We start from the raw sequence: 26,222 nt of genomic DNA on the forward strand, positions 1-26,222 counted from the left end.
CCCTATCTATTCTTCATTAATTCACGCTGAATACGTGCTAATTTTCCTTGTAAACTTCCGTCATAAATGCGATTTCCAATGCGTACTTTAATTCCGCCTAGTAAATCTTCATCTACAACATTTTTCACGCGAATTGCATCTTTTCCCGTTCTCTTTGCAAATGCTTCTGCAATGTTAAGCTTCTCTTCTTCAGATAGAAGACGAATAGAATATACAGTTGCATCCGCTACGTTACGTTCTTCATTAGCAAGAACAACATATTCATCTGCAATTTCAGGTAAGATATCAATACGCTTGTTATCAATTAAAATATATAACGTATTTAAAATTGATTCAGAAACAGATCCGAATACGTTTGCAAGAAACGTTTTCTTCTGCTCTTTTGAAATGTTCGGTTGCGTTAAAAAGCTATGTAGTTCTCCGTTCTTTACATAAACGTTTTGTACAAGGCGTAATTCTTCTTCAAACATTTCTAATACGTGTTTTTCTTTTGCAATTTTAAAAAGAGCGACAGCATAACGTTTTGCTACAATCCCATTGCTCATCGCGCTTCTCCTACTTCTTTAATATAATCGCGAATTAACTTAACTTGATCTTCTTCTTTTAATTCTTTTTCAATTACTTTAGAAGCAATTTGAACAGATAAAGAAGCGACTTGTTCTTGTAAAGCAGCAATCGCTTGCTCTTTTTCGCGTTGAATTTCTTGTACAGCAGATGCTTTAATTGATTCTGCTTCTTCTTTCGCAGCAGCAACAATAACATCCTTTTGATCTACAGCTTGTTTTTTCGCTCTTTCGATTAACTCTTGTGCTTCAACACGTGATTGTTTTAACATTTCACGTTGTTCTTCTACTAACTTCTTCGCTTCAGCGTTACTTCTTTCTGCAGCGTCGATTTCATTAGTAACATGCTCTTCACGTTCTTTCATAATTCCCATTAAAGGACCCCACGCAAATTTGCGTAGCATTACTAATAGAATTAAGAAAATGAACAATGTATAAGCAATCGTTCCAAATGGAATGGCAGCTCCTAATAATAAAGTTGGCACAAGGATTCACTCCCTTCAAAATATCTAAATTGATCATATGAAAAAAAAAGACATACGTTTCGTTCATAAAGCAATGGCGAAGAAAGTTCGGAAAAACACTCTTCGCCATCTATGTAAGGGGAGTCTCCCTTATTTGTTCATTACGATGAATGCAATAACTACACCGATGATTGGAAGTGCCTCAACTAAAGCAACCCCGATGAACATAATTGTTTGAAGTGCGCCTTTTAATTCTGGTTGACGAGCAACACCTTCGATTGTACGTGATACGATAAGACCGTTACCAATACCTGCACCTAATGCTGATAAACCAATTGCAATTGCAGCTGCGATTACACCTAAACTCATTTAATTTGTCCTCCTTTGTATTATAAAAAAATAAATTTTTTCTTACTTAAATTATATTAATGGTCATGACTTACTTTATGAGCCATATAAACCATCGTTAACATAACGAAAATAAATGCTTGGATTGATCCAACGAATACACTGAATCCCATCCATGCTAACATTGGTACAAGCGCACCTAATGCTCCAAGGAATGATGCCCCGCCTAACTTAGCAAGTAATCCTAATAAGATCTCACCTGCATAAATGTTACCGAATAAACGAAGACCTAACGTTAATGTGTTAGCAAACTCCTCAATAACCTTTAATGGGAATAAGAATTTCATAGGTTGGAAATAACCTTTAACATACTCTTTCGTACCCTTCATCTTAATTCCATAATAATGGGTGAGGGTAACTACCATCACGGCTAATGTTAATGTAACTGCTGGATCAGACGTTGGTGACCTCCACCATGCAATATGTTCGCCAGCTTCAGTTGCTGAATACATGAATGGTAAACCAAGGAAGTTCGATACGATGATAAACATGATAAGCGTAACGCCAAGCGTTAAGAAACGTCCACCTGTTTTCCAGTCCATCGTACTATTGATAATCCCTTTCACGAAGTCAAACACCCATTCCATGAAGTTTTGCATCCCGGTTGGGCGAAGGGCTAAGCTGCGAGTTCCGATAACAGCGATTAAGAAAACAATAACTGCTGCTACAGTAACCATCATAACTGATGACAAATCGAACGTTAAACCTAGAAATTCAACTAATTTACCGTGTTCCACTAGTAATTCACCTCTCTTCCCTGCTCTTATACTCTAAATAAAGAAAATCTATGATCATGACAAGGTATCCTGTCAGCAATCCTACACCTAAGCCCCACATCGCAATTAACTCTTGATATTTGGCTGCAAATAAAATTAATAACCCAATCGTGGCGAATCTTGAATATGTACTTACAGCTGTCGCCTTAAACTTCACGTTTTCTCCATTTGTTACGCGATCTAACAGCTTGTCTGTTCTACGTGCAATGATGCGCAAACTAAGAAAACTGAAAATCGTTCCGATAATCAGCCCAAGAAATACATCCTTGTAAGAGGTAAATCCCCATCCTAGCACTAGAAGCGCAAGCAAGTAGTACATATATTTCTTTTGTCTTTGGACAAGTCCATGTACGTCTATCATCATTGCTCTCCCGAATAGTAATGTCGAATGAGTCGAATCATTGCGTATACCCCTGTTCCTAACCCGAGTAATAACCCTATAATAAGAAACAATGGAAACGTTCCAACCTTATTATCAATCCACTGCCCACCAAAGATTCCAACAAGTATAGAACCGACTAACTGAGCAAGAATTCCTGACATTAAAGCATATGCTTTTATATGGCTGCGATCGTTTTTTTGCAAGGATTCATCCCTCCAATATGTAACCCTCATTCACGATGTGTTAATAATAACTCATTTTTTTGCATAAATCCTATACAAAACAAAAAGTTTACATTTTCGTCACGGAATAGATGTAATTTTGTCACTGAAAGCCCTACCATCTATCCCCGTTGTTAGCATACAATAGGGTATTAACAGTGTCAACGAGAAATCGTAAAAAATCTAAAAATTTGAGTATTAGGCATTTCCTCCCAAAAATGAAAACGTTCCCCTTCTAAATACTGGTTACATATATGCAATTTCTAACAGTTTTCTCTTTATAATAGAAGGAAATGTTCACAAGTTTGTCACTATTATATTTTCGAGATATAACGCTTTCCTTCCATAATATAGTGTTCCTCAGACGTAAGACTTCTATATTATATGTGATGTGTATGCAACTTATGTTGTATATACGATGTATATTTATCCTCCCCCTCCCCTACTTGCTTGCAGCAAAAAAAAAAACGAGCAGGGGAATCTCCCCTGCTCGTCAGTTGTCTTACTTCGTTCCGAATAAACGGTCACCAGCATCACCAAGACCTGGTACTACATATCCGTGGTCATTTAATTTCTCATCTAATGCTGCTACATAAATATCAACATCAGGATGTTCTTCTTGTACTACTTTTACCCCTTCTGGAGCTGCAACGATACACATTAATTTAATTTGTTTCGCACCGCGCTTTTTCAGAGAGTTAATCGCTTCAGCCGCAGAACCACCTGTTGCTAGCATCGGATCTAGTACGATAAAGTCGCGCTCTTCTACATCCGTTGGAAGTTTCACATAGTATTCTACCGGTTGCAATGTTTTAGGGTCACGGTATAAACCAACGTGTCCTACTTTTGCTGCTGGAATTAATTTCAGAATTCCATCAACCATTCCTAAACCTGCACGTAAAATCGGAATTAAACCAAGTTTTTTACCAGCGATCACTTTTGTTGTCGCTTTGCTTACAGGCGTTTCAATTTCGATGTCCTTAAGCGGAAGGTCGCGAGTAATTTCGAAAGCCATTAAGCTTGCTACTTCGTCCACTAATTCACGAAAATCTTTCGTACCTGTATTCTTATCGCGAATATATGTAATCTTATGTTGAATTAACGGGTGATCAAATACATACAGTTTTCCCATGTGAATCTCTCCTTTAGATGATATTCATGCGTTTGCACGCTTTTTTACACTATTTACGATTGTAAAGAAAACGCTACTAATATTCAAGGGCAAATTTGGCAAAATCATGATTTTACGATGAATCTATCTAGTATCTTTACCAATTATGGGAGCTGTATCCTTCATTATATCGCCAAAATTTATTCATCATTTGTATACATACTTTAAAAATAATATATGTCCACAAAAAAGACCGCCAAAACAATTAAGTCTCGGCAGTCTTCTTCAATCTATTATAGATTTGGATACATTGGGAATTTGCTAGTTAACGCTTCTACACGCTTACGTACTTCTTCTAATGCAGCTTCATTTTCATGATTTTTTAATGTATAAGCAATAAGTGACGCAATTTCATCCATTTCTTCTAAACCGAAACCACGAGATGTTACAGCTGCTGTACCGATACGTACACCACTTGTTACAAATGGGCTTGCTGTTTCAAATGGAATTGTATTTTTGTTCACTGTAATACCAACTTCATCTAATACGTGCTCTGCTACTTTACCTGTGATTTCTAAGTTACGAACATCAATCAAGATTAAGTGATTGTCTGTTCCGCCAGAAACAAGTGTAAGTCCTTCTTTTTGAAGACCTTCAGCTAAGCGGTTCGAATTGTTAATGATATTTTGTGCATATGTTTTGAAATCATCTTGAAGTGCTTCACCAAACGCAACAGCTTTTGCAGCGATTACGTGCATAAGTGGACCACCTTGAATACCAGGGAAGATTGATTTATCAATTTGTTTTGCAAATTGCTCTTCACATAAAATCATACCACCACGCGGGCCACGTAACGTTTTATGTGTTGTCGTTGTAACGAAATGTGCATGTGGTACTGGATTCGGATGTAAACCAGCAGCTACTAAACCAGCGATATGTGCCATATCAACCATTAAATAAGCGCCCACTTCATCTGCAATCTCACGGAATCGCTTGAAATCGATAACACGAGGGTATGCACTTGCACCTGCAACGATTAATTTTGGTTTATGTTCTTTCGCTTTTGCTAATACATCATCGTAATTAATACGGTGAGAGTCAGCATCCACGCCATATTCTACGAAATTATATTGTACTCCACTGAAGTTAACAGGGCTTCCGTGTGTTAAGTGACCACCATGAGATAAATTCATACCAAGTACTGTATCGCCTTGCTCTAAAATCGTGAAGTATACTGCCATGTTCGCTTGTGCACCAGAGTGTGGTTGAACATTTACGTGCTCTGCGCCGAAAATTTCTTTCACGCGATCACGTGCGATATCTTCTACTACGTCTACGTGTTCACAGCCACCATAATAACGTTTTCCAGGATATCCTTCAGCATACTTATTCGTTAAAACAGAACCTTGCGCCTCCATTACTGCTTCACTTACGAAGTTTTCCGAAGCAATTAACTCAATCTTCGAACGCTGTCTTCCTAGTTCTGCCTCAATTGCAGCAAATACCTTTTCATCTTGACGTTTTAAATGATCCACCAAAATCCCCCTTTTCTGAACGAATTACATCAATTCCCAACAGTTTTTTCTTATTTATTCAGAAAAAACGAAAATTCAGGTTGTAATTCTTTCGAACCTTCATGTTTTCAACTACATTCTAACATGACTTTCTATATCATAAAAGAAAAAAAAGACCGAAAATCGGTCTTTTCTTTCTTCTACTATAAAGTCAGACAACATACCTTTTATCTTATGATAAACAGCTACTATATGACTTCCTAATTTCTCATATTTAACTGCAAGTGGTAGTCTCTTCCGCCACCGCGTAAACAGCACGTGCTCCACCTATTAGTTTTCCACGTGTTTTGGCCATCGTTACATGTGCACTTCCAATTGCCTTCACACTTGTACGAACCGGAACAGCTACATGTTTTAAATGCATACCAATAAACGTATCACCAATATCCATTCCTGCATCTGCTTTAATAAACTCAACTACTACCGGATCTTTCAAATTGTGATACGCATATGTCCCCAATGCACCACCTGCTGATCTAACAGGCGTAACTGTTACAATTTCAAATTGATATTTTATCGCTACTTCTCTCTCAACCACTAAAGCACGGTTTAAATGCTCACAACATTGAAACGCTAATTCAATACCTGTTTGCTCTTGAAATTGTTTTAACTCAGAAAAAATCGCCTCTGCTACTTCCATCGTTCCTGATGTTCCAATTCTTTCGCCTAGCACTTCACTCGTGCTACAACCCACTACAAAAATTTGACCGCTTTGTAATGAAGCTTGTTCTTGGAAATCAGAAAGCGACATTTGTAGCTGTTCTCTTACCTTTACGATTTCTGTCATTACGCCTCTTCCTTTCACAGGTTGGTTCACCAAATTATATTTCACACTACTGATAGTTAGAATGTATTACTTTGTTTCGTATGTTTTAATTTTTCCTACGCGGTTTTCGTGACGACCACCTTCATAGTCAGTTGTTAACCAGATTTTCGCGATATCACGCGCTAGACCAGCACCAATTACACGCTCGCCCATTGCTAGCATGTTAGTGTCATTATGCTCTCTCGTTGCTTTCGCGCTGAAAGTATCATGCACTAACGCACAACGGATACCATTTACTTTGTTTGCTGCGATTGACATACCAATGCCTGTCCCACAAACTAAAATACCACGATCCACTTCACCATTCGTTACCATTTCAGCTGCTGGAAACGCAAAGTCAGGGTAATCAACAGAACCAGCTTCACATTCACAACCTAAATCAACATATTCAATATTTAACTCTTCTAATAAATTTACAAGTTCTTTGCGGATATTCATACCGCCGTGATCAGATGCTATTACTACTTTCATTTTTACCCCTCCAAAGTTTCAATCAATTATCTTCATTTCACACTCGCTACTTCAATAGGACGAAGTGATCTCCAATATCGTATTATACACGAAACATCAACCTACCGAATGTTTTTTCAGTAAAGTTTGTACAAGTTTTTCCATCTCATCTAACGTTTCTTTATAAATAGAAAGCGAGCCTCCAAATGGATCTGAAATGTCCTTGCCTATACCTTCAGTTAATCCATATAACGTATTCAATTTCTTTTCAACACTCGGATAATGCCCAAGTACAATTTGTTTATGATTTTCTGTCATCGTTACGACAATATCAGCCCAATCAAGCAAAGTTTCGTTTACTTGCTGCGCGGTATGGTCAATTGAAATCCCTTTTTCAGCTAAAGCTTCCTTCGCATGTACCGATGCATCGCTCCCAGGATAGGCGAAAACACCGGCAGATTGTACTTCAAACCTATCTCCTCCGTGATGACGAAGCAACGCCTCAGCCATTGGACTACGACATGTATTGCCAGTACAAACAAATAATACTCGTTTCATCCAAACCCACCCCTATATTCGATTTCTTACCACTCATCATAACTTACATTAGAATAGAACAAAAGAAATGTGAATATACAAAAGGCGCATTTCTCTTATATTTTTTCTAAGAAAAATGCGCCTTATCCACATATATGTGAAACCCTATTTCCAAGTGCCCAGAGTATTTTAACATACCTACTGAATATGCAACAAAAATAAGGAATCCATTTCATACGAAACGGATTCCTCTTATACAGCAATTATTTCATTGTAACTTTCATTACTTCTGTTGAACCTTTTGTAGCTGTTACGCCTACAGTTGTCTTAATAGACTCAGCTGCATCTGTGTTTGTAATAACGATTGGAGTAATTGTGCTTTTCGCTTTTTCACGGATTAATTCTAAGTCGAATGAGATTAATTTATCTCCAGCTTTTACAGCTTGGCCTTCAGAAACGTGAGCTTCGAAACCTTCGCCTTCCATTTTTACAGTTTCTAATCCAACGTGGATTAAAATTTCTGTGCCATTTTTCGCTTTAATTCCGATAGCATGTTTTGTGTGGAATAATTGTACGATTTCACCATCAACTGGAGATACAACTACACCTTCAGTAGGATCGATTGCAACACCGTCACCCATCATACGACCAGCGAATACTGGATCTGGTACTTCTTCAATATTTTTCACTGCTCCAGTTAATGGAGCTACGATTGTTTCTTCATTTGTTTTTGAACCAAGACCGAATAATTTTTTAAACATAGGATAGTCCTCCTTATAATTTACCTAAAAGTTTATAGGGCAATCCCTAGTAAAGCTCGGGATACATGTAAGACTTCATACTTCGAATATTATACTGTAAAAACGCTTTCGAAATAAATTACGTCATTACTAATAGACTCTTATTGTAGCGCTTCACAAAATTCCAGTCAATTCTGATTGTCTGAATAACAATAAGAAGTTAACTTCTATTTATATTTTCTCTTTTTTTGCCCAACTTGTCTAGAGGTCTTTACCACATTTTATTTTTTGTTGTTAATTTGTAAAATTTAATTCAAACTTTTTTCAAAATCAACTTGACTAAAGTAAGTAACTATTTTATTATTACTTACGTAAGGTAAGTTAATAACTTTTAGGAGGTTTTTAAAAATGATGGATTTCGGTCTACTTATTATTCGTCTTATTATAGGAATTACATTCATGGGTCATGGCGCTCAAAAATTATTTGGTTGGTTCGGCGGTTACGGTTTAAAAGGAACAGGTGGCTGGATGGAGTCAATCGGTTTACGCCCTGGTGTATTTATGGCATTTATGGCTGGCGCAACTGAATTACTAGGTGGTTTCTTATTCGCATCAGGTATTTTCATTGTAGTTGGTTCATTATTTATCGTTGGAACAATGTTAATGGCTATCTTCACTGTTCACGGAAAAAATGGTTACTGGGTAACACAAAATGGATATGAATATAACTTAATGTTAATCGCTGTTGCTGTTGGTGTAGCTTTAATCGGACCTGGCGCATACGTTTTACTTTAATTTTTATCTCAGATTTGAGATTCTTGAAAAAGAACTTACTTCATTACAATTGAAGTAAGTTCTTTTTATGAAACAAAATATTATTTCCAGCAGGATTTTCTCATCGTTATCTTGTAAACAAACAATAAGTATTCATATTTAGAAAGGGGATTACAAGCATGTTATCCATTAATCCAAATGAACAAACTGAAAAAGATAATTACAAATTACTTACTGGAAGTATCATCCCTCGCCCTGTCGCATTCGTTACTTCTTTAACAAAAGACGGTGTATTAAACGGCGCACCATATAGTTATTTTAATATTGTCGCTGCTAATCCACCACTTATCTCAGTATCTGTACAACGAAAAGCCGGAGAAAGAAAGGACACTTCCCGAAACGCAATTGAAAAAGGTGAATTTGTCGTACATATTTCTGACGAATCATATGTAGCAGCAATTAATGAAACAGCAGCTAATCTCCCGCCAAATGAAAGTGAAATTGAACTAGCAAAACTAACACCAATTGAAAGTGAAGTCATCTCCGTTCCAGGTGTAAAAGAAGCAAATATTCGAATGGAATGCGTATTAGAACGTGCAATTCCACTTGGTGGAACAGAAGACTCACCAGCTTGTGATCTACTAATTGGACGCGTCGTTCGTTTCCACGTTGCCGAACATCTATATGAAAAAGGGCGCATTCACGCAGAAGGACTCAAACCAATAAGCCGCCTAGCAGGACACAACTATGCAAAATTAGGAGAACAATTTGAATTGGTTAGGCCAGTTTAGCTCTGACCAGCTAAGGTTCTCTCGCACAAAAGGTGCTTTTTACCTTTCGTGCGGGAGGTTCTTAGATGCGAAGAGCTGGCCACTGGAACTGGATAATATCTAAAAGCGAAAGCGGCTCGCTCATGGGAGGGGGATGGAGCTTCTGACGTAGAGGCGCTTTTTGCCTCGCAGGAAGACGCGAAGCCACCGACCATTCTAGCCGCTGGAACTGGATAATATCTAAAAGCGAAAGCGGCTCGCTCAGAATCGATTCCTGCCATCACTCAAACATAAAAATCCCCTGCTTTTTAGCAGGGGATTTTTATCATTGTAATTCTTCCTTCTTTTCCTCTAAAGTAGGCCGTTTTTCTTTTTTCGGTTTCCCTAGCTTAATTACGAAGAAGTATAGGGAAAGCAGTGTAATAAGAAAAACAATTAAAAACGGGTACGGAGAGTAAAAGGCACGCGCCGCCTCAGTCTTTCCCGCAACAAATTTCAATGACTCAATATCTAAAAACTCAGCAAACATTTGTACACCGAGCATACTAAACCAAAAAACAAAAAAACTAATAATAACACCAAAAACTTGCTTCAATCTCGTCATTCATCTCATCCTTTCTATATCTGTAATTTTTAGTGCAATAAATATAGTACCAACAAAATATTCACAGAAAGGAACCATCTCACCATTCACGAATTAACTTAATCCAACCTAACATCGAAATTTGCAAAATAATACCCCAAATTATAAGTATTCTTAGCCATCGAGGAAAGAAGGTTAAAAACTTAACATACCATTCCAATAGCTTGTTCATAATTCCCTCCTACATAAAATTATATAGGAAAAAGGATATATAATCCAAATCCAACCAAAATGATACCACCTACTATCTCACCATATGTACCGAGCATATCTTTCGCATGTCTCCCAATTAATAAACCAATCCACGCTAATAACATGCTAACAAAGCCAAAAAGTAATATTGTAATGATTGTTTGTGCCCCATAAATACCAAGACTAAGCCCTACTGAGAAACTATCTATACTAACGCCAAATGCAAATACGAATAAGCTAATTCCAATAGGGGCAGTTCTAGTCTCTTCATTTTGTAAAATGGTCGAATATACGATATAAAAACCTAGTCCGATTAATAAAATAGCACCCGCAAAATGTGCAATATCTCCATATTTCTCTGATAAAAAACGACCTAGTACCATTCCTATAAACGGCATAATAATATGAAATATCCCTATCGTCATACCAATATACAGGATTTGTCTTAACTTTAGGGGCATCATCCCCATACCAAGACTCACCGAGAACGCATCCATCCCTAAGGCGAATGCCATAATTATTAAAGGTATTAGCTGTTCAAACGTCATTCATGCCCCTCCTTGGACGTGCTACTTCACAATATGCTTATCCAAGGAGAAATATTCTGTTTGCTAATCGTACCTTATCATTCAATAATAATATGATGTCCTGCCGCTTTTGTTAATCGATTCATAATAGCATTTCCTATTCCTTCATTAGGGAACGACTCACTAAAAATAACATCCACTTCACTTGCATCAAATGTTCTAAGTACATCATATAATTTAGTCGCAACGCTAGCTAAGTCACTTCGAACACCACAAGATAATATAACATCTGCGCTATATACATGCTGATACTCTTCTGTCGTTAATACGCCTACTTTAAATCCTTCTTCCTTTTTCTCATCTACAAGATGCTGAATAAACTCACGTGAGCCCTCAACAATACTAAGTGGTGCTTTCGGCGCATAATGTGTGTATTTCATTCCAGGTGATTTCGGTTTTTCCTTCTCATCCTTTAAAGCTGGATCTAAAGAAACGGTACCTATCACTGCTTCTAATTGTTCTTTCGTAATCCCACCTGGACGTAATATTGTTGGAACCGTGCTTGTACAATCAATTACAGTTGATTCAACGCCTACTCCAGTTGCACCACCATCAACAATACCTGCGATCTTCCCGTTCAAATCTTCATATACGTGAGAAGCTAGTGTTGGACTTGGACGCCCTGAACGATTCGCACTTGGTGCCGCAACAGGTACATTCGCCTCTTCAATAAGAGCAAGTGCAACTGGATGATCAGGCATTCTTACCCCAACCGTGTTAAGTCCTGCTGTCACCCTCTCTGAAATCCCTTCTTTTCTCGGCAAAATAATTGTTAATGGTCCTGGCCAAAAATGCGCCATTAACTTCTCTGCAACTGGTGGAATTTCTTTCACAATCCCATCTAACTGAGATTTTGTACCTATGTGGACAATGAGTGGATTATCACTCGGTCTTCCTTTCGCTTCGAAAATTTTCGCGATTGCTTCATCATCCATCGCGTTTGCACCTAACCCATAGACTGTTTCCGTAGGGAAAGCAACCGCCTCATTTTCTCTTAATAATTTTGCTGCTTCTTGTAACTGTGGATAATATTTTTTTCTTTCCACAACATTATCCACAACCCACATATTTGTATGCATTTTTTTCCACGTCCTTTTCTACCCTTAAATACTTGTCTATTTTTAGTTTACTATGAGATTTATCCAAAAGACAAACAAGGTTTATCCACAAAATGTGGATAAACCTAATTAATCCGTGGATAACTTTGTGAATAGCTGACAATTTAGTATTATTGCATTCTGCTCTTTTATATTTTTACAAAAATGTTCTAACTGTTGAATTCCCTCTGGAACCTCATCCTTTTCTATAGTAAAAAAGTCAAAGAACTGAAAGATTGGTACAGATTGTGGATGGTTTGTTAGTAAGTACAATTGTTGAACATTTTTTTCTTTCATATACTGCAAAAACATTTCAAAAAAATATAAGAAAGTCTGTTTATCCACATGAGGTGTGAATAAACAAGAACGAATAAGTACATCTTCCCCACTTTGTTCATAACCAATTACAGCTCGTATTTCTTCCGCCTCTTCCAAAATCATAAATTGTGCGTACAACTCATTTATTTTATCATCTTTTTTATTAGCTTGTCCGAAAAAAGAATGTAATCTTTCCACATCTGCTTTCGTAGCAAAATACACTTTCTTCATAATAAATCCCTCCTCATTTTTATATATGAGGAGGGATTTATTAATAGTACTATTTAGAGAATAAAGATGTAAAAGCTTCTACAATAAACAATTTAACTTCTGGCTTTTCTTCTTCCTCTTCTACTTTTACATACTCATTTTGCTTTTCTTGTTTTTTCTCCACAGGTTTCTCCACTTTTTCCACAGTTTTTGTTTCTTCTTTGCTTACAGGCTGCTCTTCGACTTTTGTTTCATTTTTTACTACTTTCTTTTCAGAAGATGTTACTTTTTTTACTACTTCCTGTTTTACAACTTTCGTTTCTTTTACCTTATCCACTTTCTTCTCTTCTGTATTTACTACTTCCTCATCTAGTTGTTTCACCTGCTCCTCTTCAGGAGATTCCGCCTTCACAACGTGCTCTTCTTTTCTTACAGCTGTCCCACTCGAAAAATCTAAGAAACACATTGGTGGAAATAATACACACCACCAGTTCGCCCCTTCACCTTCTCCAATTGTAATCAATACCGCTTCATATTCTCCTGCTGGATAAATAAAATTCCCATATACCTTTGTAGGAAACTTTACATTCTTACTAAATTTCACTTGAAATGATTCTTTACTTCCTTCTTTTTTTAACGTATTTTCCACCGTTTTCTCGATTTCTGGAATATGACTTTGAATTACTTTGCGTGCCTCTTCAAATGAAGTTAAATCCGCTACCCAGCCATCAATTTGTGCTTTTACTTCATCACGCACTTTACGCTTTAATGCCTGATCTTTATCTGAATCACTATTTGCTAAAATTCGTAATCGAACGGCCTCTTTCGGAATAACTGAAGGCCCTTTTGCATCAGCTTTCATATATCCAAACTGCACAAGTAACTGTGCACCAATTAATAGTATAAGAAGATAAGCAATAACTTGTTTTTTCATTTCCTCCACCGTCCCCTCTACAAACAGTGTGGACAGACTTTCATATTTCTAAACTATTAAATTCAAAATCTATATGAATTTTCCCACAAAAAAATGGAGTAAGGTGTGAACCTTACTCCATCTCTGCAAATACCATACGGTCTTTTCCGTTAATATCAAAAACAACCTCAACATGGGCATGTGGAAAAGCTTGTTGTAACAATCTTTTTACATCCTCACCTTGTCCTACTCCAATTTCAAACGCTACAATTGCTTTCTCCTGCAACACATTCGGCAATTCTTCCATAAAACGGCGATAAAAATCTAATCCGTCTTCTCCACCAACAAGCGCTCTCTTCGGCTCATGCTCTTTCACAACAGGAGAAAGACCACGCCAATCCTCTTCCGGTATATATGGAGGATTTGAAACAACAACATCTAGCTTTTGACCCGTTTTATCAAATGGTGACAATAAATCACCGTGATAGAACGTTACTTCTGCACCTAAAGCTTTTGCATTTTCTTTTGCAACTTCAATCGACTCTTGTGCAATATCTACTGTATACACGTGGAGATTTTTATTTTCTAAAGCAAGCGTAATAGAAATCGCTCCACTACCTGTGCCTATATCTGCTACATGTAGTTCCTTGTCGCCAAAATGGCGCTCAATTCTTTCTAATACTCCTACTATAAGCTCTTCTGTTTCCGGTCTTGGTATTAATACTTCTTCATTCACAAAGAACGACCGGCCATAAAACATTTCATAACCAATCATATATTGAATAGGAATACCTTCTACATGCTTGTGGATAAACTCCGTAAAGCTTGCCTCTTGTTCCTCATTTATTTCTTCACGCATATTCATCAATAATCCCGTTCTGTTCGTCTTTAATACATGACAAAGGACAATTTCTCCCGCATTTTCATCTCGTCCATTTTCCTGTAAAAAAGAAGAAGCCCATTTCAGGGCTTCATAGACACGCATTACTCAGCTGCCTCCATCCTTTGAGCCTGATCTTCCATCACTAAGGCATTGATGAAATCATCTAACTTACCTTGTAAGATTTGATCTAGCTTTTGAATCGTTAAACCGATTCGATGGTCTGTAACACGGTTTTGCGGGAAGTTATACGTACGAATACGCTCTGAACGATCACCCGTACCAACAGCTTGTTTACGGTTTTGATCATATTCAGCTTGTGCTTCTTGTCTAAACTTATCATAAACACGTGCGCGTAATACTTTCATCGCTTTTTCTTTATTCTTAATTTGTGATTTCTCATCCTGACAAGATACAACTACACCAGTCGGTAAATGCGTTAAACGTACCGCTGACATCGTTGTATTAACACTTTGTCCACCAGGACCACTAGAAGCGAATGTATCAACACGAACATCTTTCTCGTGAATGTCGATTTCTACTTCTTCTGCCTCTGGTAATACAGCTACAGTTGCTGTAGATGTATGAATACGTCCACCAGATTCCGTTTCAGGAACACGTTGTACACGGTGAGCACCATTCTCGAATTTCAGCTTCGCGAAAGCACCTTTACCGTTAATCATAAAGATAATCTCTTTATATCCACCTAACTCTGTATAGCTAGCCTCGATAATTTCTGTTTTCCAACCTTGAACCTCAGCATAACGGCTATACATGCGGTATAAGTCACCAGCAAATAAAGCGGCCTCGTCGCCACCAGCAGCCCCACGAACCTCAACGATAACGTTCTTATCATCATTAGGGTCCTTTGGAACTAGTAAAATTTTCAGACGTTCTGATAACGTTTTTTCTTGTGATTCTAACTCAGAAACCTCTTCTTTTACCATGTCACGCATTTCTGCGTCTAACTTCTCTTCTAACATTGCTTTCGCATCTTTTAATTGCTCACGAACATCCTTATACTCACGATACACCTCTACCGTTTCCTGTATATCAGACTGTTCCTTTGAATATTCACGAAGTTTATTTGTATCGCTAATAACCTCTGGGTCACTTAACAATTCATTTAACTTCTCATAACGATTTTCTACAGCTTGCAAACGATCTAACACATCATTCACCTCTACATCCTAGTATCTAATACAAATAGTATATGGTACTTACTCAAAAAAACGCAAATTATATTTAAAAGTGGAGGTGGCTCGTCCAGCTCTGACCAGCTAAGGTTCTCTCGCACAAAAGGTGCTTTTTACCTTTCGTGCGGGAGGTTCTTAGATGCGAAGAGCTAGCCACCGGAACTAGATATATTTAAAAGCGTAAGCGGCTCACACCAACCACACTCTCTATTCTGAAAAAAACCCGCCTTGCGCAGCGAGTTTTACTTATCTTTGTTTGTAGGAACTGCATGACAATGACGACAGCGTGGCTCATACGATTCTGAAGCCCCAACTAAAATAATCGGATCATCAAATGCCGCTGGTTCTCCATCAATTAATCGTTGTGTACGACTTGCCGGAGATCCACATGCAGAACATACTGCTTGTAGCTTTGTTACATGTTCAGCAATCGCCATCAGCTGAGGAACTTGTCCAAATGGTAGACCACGGAAATCTTGGTCTAAACCAGCTACAATGACACGATAGCCACGATTTGCCAATACTTGCACCACTTCCACAATGTCCCCATCAAAGAATTGTACCTCATCGATTGCAATTACATCCATATCTTCAGTGATATGTTCAAATATATCTTTTGAAGCTGAAACAGGAACTGCTTTTACCTTTAATCCGTTATGTGATACAACGTCTTCTTCACTATAGCGATTATCAATACATGGTTTAAATACAATTGCATGTTGTTTCGCAAATTGCGTACGGCGCACACGGCGGATTAACTCTTCTGATTTACCAGAAAACATACTACCGCAAATCACTTCAATCCAGCCATTTTGATTTATTAAGTACATGAAGCTCTCCTTTCATCTACTTTTTAGTTAAAAGTAGGGTAAAGGTATAATATTTTCACAAAAAAAACAGACAAGCGAATACATACACTTGCCTGTTTTATGTTTTTATTACTTGATACCGTATTTCTTATTGAAGCGATCAACGCGTCCGTCTGCAGTAGCAAACTTCTGACGTCCAGTGTAGAATGGGTGAGAATCAGAACTGATCTCAACTTTTAGTAATGGATAAGTGTTACCATCTTCCCACTCAACAGTTTCGCTAGAGCCTTTAGTAGACCCGCTTAAGAATTTGAAGCCTGTGTTTGTGTCCATGAATACAACTTTCTTGTAATCTGGGTGAATTCCTGCTTTCATTCTTTTCATCTCCTTCCGCCCTGAATCATTTTCGAAACAGAGTTTTTCATCTTCAGCTGCATACACAACTATATTGATGAAACACATATGATGAAATTATAACAAGGCTAACTTCATTTTGCAACTACCTGTTTTTGTCTTTTGAAATTTAAAGTGTAGACGGCTCGTTTAGCTCTGACTGGCTAAGGTTCTCTCGCACAAAAGGTGCTTTTTACCTTTAGTGCGGGAGGTTCTTAGACACGAAGAGCTAGCCGTCGGAACTAGATACAATTTAAAAGCAGAAGCGGCTCGTTCAGAATGGGAGGGGGATGGAGCTTCTGACGTAGAGGTGCTTTTTACCTCGTAGGAAGACGCGAAGCCACCTACCATTCTAGCCGCTGGAGCTAGATATCACCTTAAAGTGGAGGCGGTTCGTTCTGCTCTGACCAGCTAAGGTTCTCCCACTTATTTCTCTCTTTAATATCACCTAAAAGGCATAAAAAACTCGCTTACTATAAAATAAGCGAGTCCCAATCTTTTCCCTTTACTTAGTTGTTACATATCTTTTCGAGTCTGCAACAATGTTTTGTAAAAATTCTTCGTTTGTCTTCGTTTGACGAAGCTTACGTAAGAAACTTTCAACAAAGTCTGGTGTATCACGCATTGTTTTACGAATGCCCCATAACTTGTCTAAATGCTCTTTTGGAATTAATAGATCTTCTTTACGTGTACCAGAACGACGAATATCAATCGCTGGGAAGATACGACGTTCAGCTAACGAACGATCTAAGTGAAGTTCCATATTTCCAGTTCCTTTAAATTCCTCGTAAATAACATCGTCCATACGAGATCCTGTATCAACAAGGGCTGTTGCTAAAATCGTTAAGCTACCGCCTTCTTCAATATTACGTGCAGCTCCAAAGAAACGCTTCGGTCTATGGAAAGCCGCTGGGTCGATACCACCCGATAATGTTCTACCACTTGGCGGAATAACGAGGTTGTAAGCTCGCGCTAAACGGGTAATACTATCCATTAAAATGATAACATCTTTTTTGTGCTCTACAAGACGCATTGCACGTTCTAACACAAGTTCAGCTACTTTAATATGATTTTCTGGTACTTCATCAAAAGTAGAACTTACAACGTCGCCCTTAACAGAACGTTCAATGTCTGTTACTTCCTCTGGACGCTCATCAATTAAAAGCACAATTAATTCTGCTTCTGGATGATTTGTTGTAACACTGTGTGCAATTTCTTTTAATAGACTTGTTTTACCAGCCTTTGGAGGCGCAACAATTAAACCACGTTGTCCAAATCCAACTGGTGCGATTAAATCCATGATACGTGTCGGTAACTTTTTCGGTTCCGTTTCCAATTTCATTTGGCGATCTGGGTATAATGGTGTTAATGCAGGGAAATGCACACGCTCTTTTGCTGAATCTGGATCATCTCCGTTTACAGCTTCAACTTGTAATAACCCAAAATAGCGTTCATTTTCTTTCGGAGGTCGTACTTTACCAGAAACTTTGTCTCCATTACGTAAATCGAAACGACGAATTTGCGAAGCTGAGATATAAATATCTTCTGAGCTTGGAGAATAGTTGATAGGACGTAGGAATCCAAATCCTTCTGATTGAATAATTTCTAATACGCCTTCCATGAAAAAGAAACCTTCTTTTTCTGCTCGAGCTTTCAAAATAGAAAAGATTAACTCTTTTTTCGTTAACTTGCTATAATACGAAATCTTAAATTCTTTGGCAAGCTCGTATAACTCTTTTAATTTCATGTTTTCTAATGCTGCAATTGACAAATTCATTCAGACACCACACTTTAACGTTATTCTCTTTTTTCATGGGTAAAGGGAAAAAATACGGAAGGCAAATAATTAATAATGAAAGGCAATAAGTTCAAGTAGGGTAATATTCACTATTGTAACCCTTTTATCTAGTTTTAATCAATACGTTGGAACACAAATACAAGAAGCGAAGACAAGAAAATTTGTCTTCGCTTCTTATTTAATTTAGTTCCGGCTCCGATAGTTAAAAAAATCGACCATTTTAACCTTTCTGAGCGAGCCGCTTCCACCTTTTACTTAATAACCAAGTTCGGTTTTTTATTTAAGCTATGACGACCATCTACGAAGCGAACTGTGCCTGATTTTGCACGCATAACAAGAGATTGTGTTGTTCCTACGCTACCTTTAAATTGAACACCACGTAATAGTTCACCATCTGTTACACCTGTTGCTGCAAAGATTGCATCGTCACCTTTTACTAAGTCCTCCATACGAAGGATACGATTAATGTCTTCTATGCCCATTTTTTTACAACGTGCTAATTCAGCTTCGTTTTGTGGCAATAGTTTTCCGTGAATTTCTCCACCTAAACATTTTAAAGCAACTGCTGCTAATACACCTTCAGGTGCTCCACCAGATCCAAATAGAATATCTACACCTGTACGGTCAAACGCTGTATTAATTGCTCCAGCTACATCTCCATCGTTAATTAATTTAATACGAGCACCAGCCTTACGAATTTCTTCGATAATTGCTTGGTGACGTGGACGGTTTAAAACTGTTGCTACAACATCTTCAATGTCTTTATTTTTCGCTTTCGCAACTGCACGTAAGTTATCAATAATAGGCGCATCAATGTCGACCGCCCCAACTGCTTCTGGGCCAACCGCGATTTTATCCATGTACATGTCAGGAGCATGTAACAAATTACCGTGGTCTGCAATTGCAATAACAGCAAGAGCATTCCAGCCACCAGCTGCTACGATGTTTGTCCCTTCTAAAGGATCAACCGCAACGTCTACACGTGGTCCATATCCTGTACCTAATTTCTCTCCGATATATAGCATTGGTGCTTCATCCATCTCACCTTCACCAATTACGACTGTACCTTTCATCGGAATTGTATCAAATACATCACGCATAGCTGATGTTGCTGCACCGTCTGCTTCATCTTTTTTCCCGCGCCCCATCCAACGCGCTGATGATAATGCTGCAGCCTCTGTTACACGTACTAACTCCATAGATAAACTTCTTTCCACAATAATCCCTCTCCTTTAAGTCTTTATATTTCTGCCGTATTTTGTGAACCGTGTTTTTCTATAAAGTGTACTTCCGCAAGTAGTGATGCTTCGCTTCCCCCTTACGGAAGTATCACTTATGCGTTCTTCATCTCTTCAATTTCTTGTTTTGTCATTTGTTCTCGCCAAATGTTTGCTCCAAGCCCTTTAAGCTTGTCCACTATATTCTCATAACCTCGATCAATATGCTCAAGTCCTGTTACTTCTGTAATTCCATCTGCCATTAACCCTGCAATAACAAGTGCCGCTCCCGCTCGTAAATCACTCGCCTTCACTTTTGCACCTTGTAGTAACACAGGACCAGTTACAATTGCCGAACGACCTTCTACTTTAATTTGAGCATTCATACGACGTAATTCATCAATGTGTTTGAAACGGGCACCGTAAATTGTATCTGTTACAACTCCCGTCCCATGTGCTTTTGTTAAAAGCGTCGTAAAAGGCTGTTGTAAATCTGTTGGAAAACCTGGATATACAAGCGTTTTGATATCAACTACTTTTAACTTTCTATTACCGTTCACTGTAATTTGATCATCATTCGTTTCAACTTGAACACCAGCTTCTCTTAGCTTAGCAGTAACTGATTCTAAATGCTGAGGAATAACGTTATCAACCGTTACTTCTCCTCCTGATGCAGCTCCTAGAATCATATACGTACCAGCTTCAATACGATCTGGGATGATAGTATGGTGACAACCATGTAAAGAGTCCACACCATCTATTCGGATTACATCTGTACCAGCACCTTTAATACGTGCTCCCATGCTTGTTAACAATGTAGCTACATCAATAATCTCGGGCTCTTTCGCTGCATTTTCAATAACAGTTCTACCTTTTGCTCGTACAGCTGCTAGCATAATATTAATCGTAGCCCCCACACTAACAACATCTAAATAAATACGTGCTCCATGTAGTTCATCTGCTCTTAAATAGATGGCACCTTGTTCATTTGTAACATGTGCACCTAGCGCTTCAAACCCTTTAATATGCTGATCAATCGGCCTCGGTCCTAAGTGACATCCACCCGGAAGCCCAATAACAGCTTTTTTAAAACGGCCAAGCATCGCACCCATTAAATAATAAGAAGCACGCAATTTTTTCACTTTTCCATTTGGCAAAGGCATTGCAACCATGTTAGAAGGATCGACTACCATCTCTTCCTCCTGTCCATAAGTTACTTTCCCTCCAATTTCCTCTAGTAAGTCGCCTAACATTTTCACGTCCGAAATATTAGGGACACCACCAATAGTTACTGGAGTATCTGCTAAAATTGTCGCTGGAATTAATGCAACGGCACTGTTCTTTGCACCGCTTACTCGAATTGTTCCATTTAAAGCTCTTCCGCCTTCAATTAGCAATTTTTCCATATTGAGCTCCCTTCTTGTGAATGTATTTACTTTCTATCTTTTCATAGAAAGCTCCCCTTAAGAATCTCAATTACTCTTTCCATCCCAAAACTCAATAAATAGGAAACCATTATCTCCATTTCTCCTGTAGCACGAATAGATAAAGATCAACTATTCATCGAATTCACTTTATCAATTTAGATACGTTATCACATTTATTAATAGGACTATGCACATTATTTTCTATTTAAAAACCAAAAATGATAAAATCTTTCGACTTGTTCACGCTTTCATTATACAACGAAAGGAAACCGTCTAAAAGACTAGACGGTTTCCAAAACGGAATTTTATTCTTACGCTTTACCGTTAGAACCGAACTCACGCATTTTACCAGCAACAGTTGCTTTAATAGCGTCGCGGCCAGGTCCAATAAATTTACGAGGATCGTAAACTTCTTGGTCTTTGTTTAATACTTCACGAACAGCTTTTGTAAACTCGATTTGGTTCTCAGTGTTTACGTTGATTTTTGAAGTACCTAAAGAGATAGCTTTTACGATATCAGCAGTTGGGATACCAGTACCACCGTGTAATACTAAAGGTACGCCAGTGAAGTCACGAACTTGTTCCATTTCAGCGAATCCTAAGTTAGGCTCACCTTTGTAAGGACCGTGTACAGAACCTAAAGCTGGAGCTAGGCAATCGATACCTGTTGCTTCAACAAGGTGCTTACACTCTGCTGGGTCAGCGTAAATTACGCCTTCAGCGATTACGTCGTCTTCTTGTCCGCCAACTGTTCCAAGCTCAGCTTCAACAGATACGTTACGAGCGTGTGCGTATTCTACTACTTGTTTAGTAGTTTCAACGTTTTCTTCGAATGGGTGGTGAGAAGCGTCGATCATTACAGATGTGAAACCTGCATCGATTGCTTCTTTACATTTTTCGAAGCTTGAACCATGGTCAAGGTGAATCGCTACAGGAACAGTGATGTTCATTTCTTCGATTAAAGCTTTAACCATAGCTACAACTGTTTTGAAACCAGTCATATGACGAGCTGCACCCTCAGATACACCTAGGATTACAGGAGATTTTTCTTCTTCCGCAGCAGCTAAGATAGCTTGAGTCCACTCTAAGTTGTTCATGTTGAATTGACCAACTGCGTATTTTCCTTCTAGTGCTTTGTTTAGCATTTCTTTCATAGAAACTAAAGGCATGGTGAATCCTCCTAAAAAACGTTTTTTGTATCCGATAAGTTCTTATCGCTGGTAGTATGACCAGAATAAGGTAAAATATGTATATCTACATACCGGACTTTTTTCTACACTCAATAGGATAACAACTTGTACTCAAAAACTCAACCGTATTCACCTGCACAATAGTCCATGTAAACGCTTTTTTCCATATTTTTTATAAAAAATTCATTTTTACGCCTCTACAGCGAGCTCATTTCTCACAGCTTGACGAATTTCATCAATATCAAATGGTTTAGCAAAATGCATTAAAGCTCCTAAATCTTTTGCTTCTTGGATCATATCAAGCTCTCCATAAGCAGTCATTAAAATGACTTTAATACTCTCATCAATTTCTTTTACATGCTTTAAAATCTCTATACCATCCATGCCTGGAATTTTCATATCTAACACTACTAAATCTGGATTATCTTTTTTCACGATATCTAAAGCTTGAAATCCATTCGCTGCTTGGAATGTCTGATAACCTTCTTTTTGGAACACTTCATGTAATAACACACGAATCCCATATTGATCATCAACAATTAAAATTTTACCTTCCATAATTCCCAACCTTTCTGTGTAAGTACAAGATTTAAAGCTTCTTATATCTTAACGATTTATTTTCGCTATTCTTTGGCAAATTCCTTCCTATTCTTTCTTATTTTACCGTTTCCTATTTTGTTATGCTACCCTACGATTTCACCTTTCTAAAAAAATAAACTATAATGAAAGCCGGCAAGCACGTACGAAGGGAGTAATATTATGTTAAAAATTTTTTCAACTCAATTAAGTGGTTATTTCTCCAAAATTTCTCAAAAAGAAGAAATGAATATAGAAGATAGCGCTCGTTTACTTGCTCAAGCACTAGTTGGCGATGGTTTCATTTATTTATATGGTACAAATGAAATGGAGGGCGTTGTTGCCGAGGCACTATTCGGTGCTGAACCAATGAAGCAAGCAAAACGCTTATTTGAAAATGGTAAAGAAGCAGAAGTAACCTCTGCGGATCGTGTACTTCTTATTAGCCGTTTTTCAACAGATGAAGCGGTTGTAGAAATTGCAAAAAAACTACAAGAAGAGGGACACTCTATTGTCGGCATTTCTGCTCTTCAAGAAGGTACGGAATCACTCGAACGATATACAGACGTACATATTGATACAAAACTGTTAAAAGGTCTTATTCCAGACGATGAAGGTAATCGCTACGGGTTCCCAAGTTTAATAGTAGCTTTATTTGCTTATCACGGGATCAAATTCACAATCGATGAAATGTTAAATGAATATTAAAAAAAGCGCCTTATTTCAGGCGCTTTTTTTATTACTTGCTCTCTTTATTCGTAATAGAAGCTCTTACGAAGTCATGGAACAATGGTTGTGGACGGTTTGGACGAGAAACAAGTTCTGGGTGGAACTGTGCTGCTACGAACCAAGGATGGTCTTTTAATTCAATAATTTCAACTAGACGGCCGTCTGGGCTTGTACCAGAGAATACAAATCCTTCTTTTTCCATATCCGGACGGAACTGATTGTTGAACTCATAACGATGACGATGACGCTCATATACAACCGGCTCATTATAAGCATTGTAAGCATTTGTTTCTTCAGCAAGCTTACATGGGTATAGACCAAGACGAAGTGTACCACCTAAGTCCTCTACATCTTTTTGTTCTGGTAATAAGTCAATGATTGCATATGGCGTATCAGGATTGATCTCAGAAGAGTTAGCACCTTCTAAACCTAATACATTACGTGCGAATTCGATTGATGCAAGTTGCATACCTAAGCAAATTCCTAAGAATGGAACTTTGTTTTCACGAGCATATTGAATCGCAACGATTTTACCTTCTACACCACGATCGCCGAAGCCACCTGGTACAAGGATACCATCTGTGTCTCCTACTAATTCTTGTACATTTTCTGCTGTTACGTGCTCAGCATTTACCCATTTTACTTCTACATCTGTGTCGAATGAGTAACCAGCATGACGAAGTGCTTCTACAACAGAAATATATGCATCTTGAAGTTCTACATATTTACCAACAAGAGCGATTTTTGTTTTCTTAGAAAGGTTACGTACTTTGTTAACTAGCGCAGTCCACTCTGTCATATCTGCAGCTGGATTGTCTAATTTTAAGTGATCACAAACGATTTGGTCCATGTTTTGTTCTTGAAGAGATAATGGAACCGCATATAAAGTATCTGCATCGCGAGCTTCGATAACTGCTTTTGTATCGATATCACAGAATAATGCAAGCTTGTCTTTCATATCTTGAGAAACAGGCATTTCTGTACGAACAACGATAATGTTTGGTTGAATACCTAAGCTACGAAGTTCTTTAACGCTATGTTGTGTTGGTTTTGTTTTCATTTCACCCGCTGCTTTTAAGTACGGGATTAACGTACAGTGAATGTACATTACATTGTCACGACCGATGTCGCTCTTAATTTGACGGATTGCTTCTAAGAATGGTAGAGACTCGATGTCACCAACAGTTCCACCGATTTCTGTAATAACAACATCCGCATTTGTTTCACGACCAGAACGATATACGCGTTCTTTAATTTCGTTAGTGATGTGAGGAATAACTTGAACCGTTCCTCCTAAATATTCACCGCGACGCTCTTTTTGAAGAACTGAAGAGTAAATTTTACCTGTTGTTACGTTGCTGTATTTGTTTAAGTTAATGTCGATAAAACGCTCATAGTGACCAAGGTCTAAGTCAGTTTCTGCGCCATCATCTGTTACGAATACCTCACCGTGTTGATATGGGCTCATAGTCCCTGGGTCTACGTTAATGTATGGATCAAACTTTTGAATCGTTACGTTTAAACCACGATTTTTTAAAAGTCTTCCAAGAGATGCTGCTGTAATACCTTTTCCTAAAGACGATACTACACCGCCTGTTACAAAAATATACTTAGTCATGAAAAAGCTCCCTTCTATTTTGCTGTTATATAATCACCGTTGCAAAGCGCAACGTATGTAGATAACACTGTATCCATCTTATTGTTAGACTCTTTTTATTTTCTAAACAAAAAACAAAAAAGAAAATTGCTCCCCTCATCACATAAAGTAATAAGTAGGGAGCAATTTTCTTTTATATTTACACTTTAAAAGTATTATCGTCCTTTTTTAAAGAGCCCAAAAATGATTCTACATGGACGATAATGAAAAGTCAAGAACTACAGTTCTTCCTCTTCTTCTTCTTCAGTTTCATCATACTCAAGTTCTTCTTCAGCGAAGTCGTCGTCTTCATCTTCTTCTAAATCATCAAGATCGTCGTCATCTCCGTCTTCATCTTCAAGAACCTTGTCCAAATCTTCTACATCATCTTCGTCATCGTCTGCATTTCCGTCTGCATCGTCAAAGTCATCTTCATCTTCTTCAATGTAGTCGTCAAAACCGTCTTCCTCAACTTTACGTTTCTTCTTCGGTTTTGGCTGCGGTAAGATTTCTTCATCAATTTGCTCATATGGGTACCAGCTGCGTAGTCCCCAACGATTTTCTCCTAAATTAATGAAACGTCCATCGATGTTTAAGTCTGTATAAAATTGTGCGAGTTTCGCATTAACTTGCTCTTGAGATAGTCCCAGCACTTGAGCGATTTCTTGAACCAACTCGTTGAATGTCGTTGCTTGTTTTTTATCCCCTAAAACGCTATGTACAACTTCAATCATTGAACATTCTTTTAGCTCTTCTGGTGAATATTGCTTAAAATCCACTTATGCGGCACTTCCTTTCATCAAATATAACCTTAT

Annotated in this window: 33 protein-coding genes; 3 read left to right on the forward strand and 30 right to left on the reverse strand. The window is 38.0% G+C overall.

The window, feature by feature from the left end; translation table 11 throughout:
• Window positions 1-2: 2 nt before the first annotated feature.
• The 13 genes from atpH to IBT51_RS14870 all read right to left on the reverse strand — a co-directional run bounded on the left by atpH (window position 3) and on the right by IBT51_RS14870 (window position 8,073).
• A complete protein-coding gene (atpH, locus tag IBT51_RS14810; RefSeq protein ID WP_000064682.1) occupies window positions 3-545 on the reverse strand; it encodes a F0F1 ATP synthase subunit delta in 543 nt (180 codons plus the stop codon).
• Complete coding sequence (gene atpF, locus IBT51_RS14815; RefSeq protein ID WP_001142615.1) at window positions 542-1,048, reverse strand: F0F1 ATP synthase subunit B; 507 nt, start codon at window positions 1,046-1,048, stop codon at window positions 542-544. The genes atpH and atpF overlap by 4 nt, the downstream gene beginning before the upstream one ends.
• A 129-nt stretch (window positions 1,049-1,177) precedes the next feature.
• Window positions 1,178-1,396, reverse strand: a complete 219-nt coding sequence (gene atpE / locus IBT51_RS14820) for a F0F1 ATP synthase subunit C (RefSeq protein WP_000052064.1) — start codon at window positions 1,394-1,396, stop codon at window positions 1,178-1,180.
• A gap of 56 nt (window positions 1,397-1,452) precedes the next feature.
• Window positions 1,453-2,172, reverse strand: coding sequence for a F0F1 ATP synthase subunit A (gene atpB / locus IBT51_RS14825; protein WP_000399870.1), 720 nt, complete (start codon window positions 2,170-2,172; stop codon window positions 1,453-1,455).
• 7 nt (window positions 2,173-2,179) lie between these two features.
• Complete coding sequence (locus IBT51_RS14830; protein ID WP_000567600.1) at window positions 2,180-2,572, reverse strand: ATP synthase subunit I; 393 nt, start codon at window positions 2,570-2,572, stop codon at window positions 2,180-2,182.
• The gene (locus IBT51_RS14835) at window positions 2,572-2,796 is read right to left on the reverse strand and encodes an AtpZ/AtpI family protein (protein WP_001171223.1); all 225 of its coding nucleotides are present in this window, start codon (window positions 2,794-2,796) and stop codon (window positions 2,572-2,574) included. The genes IBT51_RS14830 and IBT51_RS14835 overlap by 1 nt, the downstream gene beginning before the upstream one ends.
• A gap of 26 nt (window positions 2,797-2,822) precedes the next feature.
• Entirely contained in the window at window positions 2,823-2,936 is a 114-nt protein-coding gene (locus tag IBT51_RS14840) for a DUF4024 domain-containing protein (protein ID WP_000232962.1), read from the reverse strand.
• Between the two features lie 380 nt (window positions 2,937-3,316).
• Window positions 3,317-3,946: a uracil phosphoribosyltransferase gene (gene upp, locus IBT51_RS14845; protein ID WP_000517539.1), complete on the reverse strand. Its 630-nt coding sequence runs from the start codon at window positions 3,944-3,946 to the stop codon at window positions 3,317-3,319.
• A gap of 272 nt (window positions 3,947-4,218) precedes the next feature.
• Window positions 4,219-5,460, reverse strand: a complete 1,242-nt coding sequence (gene glyA, locus IBT51_RS14850; protein WP_200458681.1) for a serine hydroxymethyltransferase — start codon at window positions 5,458-5,460, stop codon at window positions 4,219-4,221.
• Window positions 5,461-5,713: 253 nt separating this feature from the next.
• Entirely contained in the window at window positions 5,714-6,286 is a 573-nt protein-coding gene (locus IBT51_RS14855; RefSeq protein WP_000136377.1) for a TIGR01440 family protein, read from the reverse strand.
• Window positions 6,287-6,352: 66 nt separating this feature from the next.
• Window positions 6,353-6,796, reverse strand: a complete 444-nt coding sequence (rpiB, locus tag IBT51_RS14860) for a ribose 5-phosphate isomerase B (RefSeq protein ID WP_200458680.1) — start codon at window positions 6,794-6,796, stop codon at window positions 6,353-6,355.
• A gap of 96 nt (window positions 6,797-6,892) precedes the next feature.
• On the reverse strand, window positions 6,893-7,333 hold the full coding sequence (locus tag IBT51_RS14865) for a low molecular weight protein arginine phosphatase (RefSeq protein WP_000832375.1): 441 nt from the start codon (window positions 7,331-7,333) through the stop codon (window positions 6,893-6,895).
• 242 nt (window positions 7,334-7,575) lie between these two features.
• A complete protein-coding gene (locus tag IBT51_RS14870; RefSeq protein ID WP_000473666.1) occupies window positions 7,576-8,073 on the reverse strand; it encodes a PTS sugar transporter subunit IIA in 498 nt (165 codons plus the stop codon).
• Between the two features lie 387 nt (window positions 8,074-8,460).
• Here IBT51_RS14870 and IBT51_RS14875 point away from each other — a divergent pair, with 387 nt between their 5' ends.
• Both IBT51_RS14875 and IBT51_RS14880 read left to right on the forward strand, forming a co-directional pair.
• Window positions 8,461-8,847, forward strand: coding sequence for a DoxX family protein (locus IBT51_RS14875; RefSeq protein ID WP_000968616.1), 387 nt, complete (start codon window positions 8,461-8,463; stop codon window positions 8,845-8,847).
• Window positions 8,848-9,005: 158 nt separating this feature from the next.
• Window positions 9,006-9,617, forward strand: a complete 612-nt coding sequence (locus tag IBT51_RS14880; RefSeq protein ID WP_000949046.1) for a flavin reductase family protein — start codon at window positions 9,006-9,008, stop codon at window positions 9,615-9,617.
• Between the two features lie 304 nt (window positions 9,618-9,921).
• Here the strand turns inward: IBT51_RS14880 and IBT51_RS14885 are convergent, their stop codons facing one another.
• The 15 genes from IBT51_RS14885 to spo0F all read right to left on the reverse strand — a co-directional run bounded on the left by IBT51_RS14885 (window position 9,922) and on the right by spo0F (window position 23,024).
• Window positions 9,922-10,200: a DUF3935 domain-containing protein gene (locus IBT51_RS14885; RefSeq protein ID WP_200458679.1), complete on the reverse strand. Its 279-nt coding sequence runs from the start codon at window positions 10,198-10,200 to the stop codon at window positions 9,922-9,924.
• A 79-nt stretch (window positions 10,201-10,279) separates the two neighbouring features.
• Window positions 10,280-10,411, reverse strand: a complete 132-nt coding sequence (locus IBT51_RS27225) for a hypothetical protein (RefSeq protein ID WP_023523564.1) — start codon at window positions 10,409-10,411, stop codon at window positions 10,280-10,282.
• A gap of 19 nt (window positions 10,412-10,430) precedes the next feature.
• A complete protein-coding gene (locus IBT51_RS14890) occupies window positions 10,431-10,979 on the reverse strand; it encodes a manganese efflux pump MntP (RefSeq protein WP_000142475.1) in 549 nt (182 codons plus the stop codon).
• A gap of 77 nt (window positions 10,980-11,056) precedes the next feature.
• Window positions 11,057-12,097 carry an L-threonylcarbamoyladenylate synthase gene (locus IBT51_RS14895; RefSeq protein WP_050844751.1) on the reverse strand — a complete coding sequence of 347 codons (1,041 nt, stop codon included), beginning with the start codon at window positions 12,095-12,097 and terminating at the stop codon, window positions 11,057-11,059.
• A 108-nt stretch (window positions 12,098-12,205) separates the two neighbouring features.
• The gene (locus tag IBT51_RS14900; protein WP_016079644.1) at window positions 12,206-12,664 is read right to left on the reverse strand and encodes a GNAT family N-acetyltransferase; all 459 of its coding nucleotides are present in this window, start codon (window positions 12,662-12,664) and stop codon (window positions 12,206-12,208) included.
• Window positions 12,665-12,713: 49 nt separating this feature from the next.
• Entirely contained in the window at window positions 12,714-13,577 is an 864-nt protein-coding gene (spoIIR, locus tag IBT51_RS14905) for a stage II sporulation protein R (RefSeq protein WP_069356557.1), read from the reverse strand.
• A 112-nt stretch (window positions 13,578-13,689) separates the two neighbouring features.
• Window positions 13,690-14,541 carry a peptide chain release factor N(5)-glutamine methyltransferase gene (gene prmC, locus IBT51_RS14910; RefSeq protein ID WP_200458678.1) on the reverse strand — a complete coding sequence of 284 codons (852 nt, stop codon included), beginning with the start codon at window positions 14,539-14,541 and terminating at the stop codon, window positions 13,690-13,692.
• Complete coding sequence (gene prfA, locus IBT51_RS14915) at window positions 14,541-15,608, reverse strand: peptide chain release factor 1 (RefSeq protein WP_000887066.1); 1,068 nt, start codon at window positions 15,606-15,608, stop codon at window positions 14,541-14,543. The genes prmC and prfA overlap by 1 nt, the downstream gene beginning before the upstream one ends.
• A gap of 266 nt (window positions 15,609-15,874) precedes the next feature.
• Window positions 15,875-16,462, reverse strand: coding sequence for a thymidine kinase (locus tag IBT51_RS14920; protein WP_000280851.1), 588 nt, complete (start codon window positions 16,460-16,462; stop codon window positions 15,875-15,877).
• A gap of 108 nt (window positions 16,463-16,570) precedes the next feature.
• Window positions 16,571-16,816: a type B 50S ribosomal protein L31 gene (locus tag IBT51_RS14925; protein ID WP_000643435.1), complete on the reverse strand. Its 246-nt coding sequence runs from the start codon at window positions 16,814-16,816 to the stop codon at window positions 16,571-16,573.
• 523 nt (window positions 16,817-17,339) lie between these two features.
• Complete coding sequence (gene rho / locus IBT51_RS14930) at window positions 17,340-18,611, reverse strand: transcription termination factor Rho (RefSeq protein WP_001053903.1); 1,272 nt, start codon at window positions 18,609-18,611, stop codon at window positions 17,340-17,342.
• A 272-nt stretch (window positions 18,612-18,883) separates the two neighbouring features.
• On the reverse strand, window positions 18,884-19,849 hold the full coding sequence (gene glpX / locus IBT51_RS14935; RefSeq protein ID WP_000442336.1) for a class II fructose-bisphosphatase: 966 nt from the start codon (window positions 19,847-19,849) through the stop codon (window positions 18,884-18,886).
• 116 nt (window positions 19,850-19,965) lie between these two features.
• Window positions 19,966-21,255, reverse strand: a complete 1,290-nt coding sequence (gene murA / locus IBT51_RS14940) for a UDP-N-acetylglucosamine 1-carboxyvinyltransferase (RefSeq protein WP_000413248.1) — start codon at window positions 21,253-21,255, stop codon at window positions 19,966-19,968.
• Between the two features lie 332 nt (window positions 21,256-21,587).
• On the reverse strand, window positions 21,588-22,445 hold the full coding sequence (locus tag IBT51_RS14945; protein WP_001131856.1) for a class II fructose-bisphosphate aldolase: 858 nt from the start codon (window positions 22,443-22,445) through the stop codon (window positions 21,588-21,590).
• A 210-nt stretch (window positions 22,446-22,655) separates the two neighbouring features.
• On the reverse strand, window positions 22,656-23,024 hold the full coding sequence (gene spo0F / locus IBT51_RS14950; protein WP_000398594.1) for a sporulation initiation phosphotransferase Spo0F: 369 nt from the start codon (window positions 23,022-23,024) through the stop codon (window positions 22,656-22,658).
• A 201-nt stretch (window positions 23,025-23,225) separates the two neighbouring features.
• Between spo0F and IBT51_RS14955 the strand changes: the two genes are divergently transcribed.
• Complete coding sequence (locus IBT51_RS14955; protein ID WP_200458677.1) at window positions 23,226-23,750, forward strand: DUF2529 domain-containing protein; 525 nt, start codon at window positions 23,226-23,228, stop codon at window positions 23,748-23,750.
• A 31-nt stretch (window positions 23,751-23,781) separates the two neighbouring features.
• Here IBT51_RS14955 and pyrG read toward each other — a convergent pair whose 3' ends face one another.
• Both pyrG and rpoE read right to left on the reverse strand, forming a co-directional pair.
• A complete protein-coding gene (gene pyrG / locus IBT51_RS14960) occupies window positions 23,782-25,389 on the reverse strand; it encodes a CTP synthase (RefSeq protein ID WP_000170461.1) in 1,608 nt (535 codons plus the stop codon).
• A gap of 257 nt (window positions 25,390-25,646) precedes the next feature.
• Entirely contained in the window at window positions 25,647-26,186 is a 540-nt protein-coding gene (rpoE, locus tag IBT51_RS14965; RefSeq protein ID WP_053563307.1) for a DNA-directed RNA polymerase subunit delta, read from the reverse strand.
• Window positions 26,187-26,222 lie beyond the last annotated feature (36 nt).

The sequence above is a fragment of the Bacillus sp. S71 genome (genome assembly GCF_016625265.1).
Lineage (GTDB): Bacteria > Bacillota > Bacilli > Bacillales > Bacillaceae_G > Bacillus_A > Bacillus_A cereus.

Bases quoted from the DNA above. Each gene is read 5' to 3' on its own strand.
- atpH (WP_000064682.1), bottom strand. From the start codon at position 545: ATGAGCAATGGGATTGTAGCAAAACGTTATGCTGTCGCTCTTTTTAAA.
- atpE (WP_000052064.1), bottom strand. From the start codon at position 1,396: ATGAGTTTAGGTGTAATCGCAGCTGCAATTGCAATTGGTTTATCAGCA.
- IBT51_RS14830 (WP_000567600.1), bottom strand. From the start codon at position 2,572: ATGATAGACGTACATGGACTTGTCCAAAGACAAAAGAAATATATGTAC.
- IBT51_RS14840 (WP_000232962.1), bottom strand. From the start codon at position 2,936: ATGGTAGGGCTTTCAGTGACAAAATTACATCTATTCCGTGACGAAAAT.
- upp (WP_000517539.1), bottom strand. From the start codon at position 3,946: ATGGGAAAACTGTATGTATTTGATCACCCGTTAATTCAACATAAGATT.
- IBT51_RS14855 (WP_000136377.1), bottom strand. From the start codon at position 6,286: ATGACAGAAATCGTAAAGGTAAGAGAACAGCTACAAATGTCGCTTTCT.
- rpiB (WP_200458680.1), bottom strand. From the start codon at position 6,796: ATGAAAGTAGTAATAGCATCTGATCACGGCGGTATGAATATCCGCAAA.
- IBT51_RS14865 (WP_000832375.1), bottom strand. From the start codon at position 7,333: ATGAAACGAGTATTATTTGTTTGTACTGGCAATACATGTCGTAGTCCA.
- IBT51_RS14870 (WP_000473666.1), bottom strand. From the start codon at position 8,073: ATGTTTAAAAAATTATTCGGTCTTGGTTCAAAAACAAATGAAGAAACA.
- IBT51_RS14875 (WP_000968616.1), top strand. From the start codon at position 8,461: ATGATGGATTTCGGTCTACTTATTATTCGTCTTATTATAGGAATTACA.
- IBT51_RS14880 (WP_000949046.1), top strand. From the start codon at position 9,006: ATGTTATCCATTAATCCAAATGAACAAACTGAAAAAGATAATTACAAA.
- IBT51_RS14885 (WP_200458679.1), bottom strand. From the start codon at position 10,200: ATGACGAGATTGAAGCAAGTTTTTGGTGTTATTATTAGTTTTTTTGTT.
- IBT51_RS27225 (WP_023523564.1), bottom strand. From the start codon at position 10,411: ATGAACAAGCTATTGGAATGGTATGTTAAGTTTTTAACCTTCTTTCCT.
- IBT51_RS14890 (WP_000142475.1), bottom strand. From the start codon at position 10,979: ATGACGTTTGAACAGCTAATACCTTTAATAATTATGGCATTCGCCTTA.
- IBT51_RS14895 (WP_050844751.1), bottom strand. From the start codon at position 12,097: ATGCATACAAATATGTGGGTTGTGGATAATGTTGTGGAAAGAAAAAAA.
- IBT51_RS14900 (WP_016079644.1), bottom strand. From the start codon at position 12,664: ATGAAGAAAGTGTATTTTGCTACGAAAGCAGATGTGGAAAGATTACAT.
- spoIIR (WP_069356557.1), bottom strand. From the start codon at position 13,577: ATGAAAAAACAAGTTATTGCTTATCTTCTTATACTATTAATTGGTGCA.
- prmC (WP_200458678.1), bottom strand. From the start codon at position 14,541: ATGCGTGTCTATGAAGCCCTGAAATGGGCTTCTTCTTTTTTACAGGAA.
- IBT51_RS14920 (WP_000280851.1), bottom strand. From the start codon at position 16,462: ATGTACTTAATAAATCAAAATGGCTGGATTGAAGTGATTTGCGGTAGT.
- IBT51_RS14925 (WP_000643435.1), bottom strand. From the start codon at position 16,816: ATGAAAGCAGGAATTCACCCAGATTACAAGAAAGTTGTATTCATGGAC.
- rho (WP_001053903.1), bottom strand. From the start codon at position 18,611: ATGAATTTGTCAATTGCAGCATTAGAAAACATGAAATTAAAAGAGTTA.
- murA (WP_000413248.1), bottom strand. From the start codon at position 21,255: ATGGAAAAATTGCTAATTGAAGGCGGAAGAGCTTTAAATGGAACAATT.
- IBT51_RS14945 (WP_001131856.1), bottom strand. From the start codon at position 22,445: ATGCCTTTAGTTTCTATGAAAGAAATGCTAAACAAAGCACTAGAAGGA.
- spo0F (WP_000398594.1), bottom strand. From the start codon at position 23,024: ATGGAAGGTAAAATTTTAATTGTTGATGATCAATATGGGATTCGTGTG.
- IBT51_RS14955 (WP_200458677.1), top strand. From the start codon at position 23,226: ATGTTAAAAATTTTTTCAACTCAATTAAGTGGTTATTTCTCCAAAATT.
- pyrG (WP_000170461.1), bottom strand. From the start codon at position 25,389: ATGACTAAGTATATTTTTGTAACAGGCGGTGTAGTATCGTCTTTAGGA.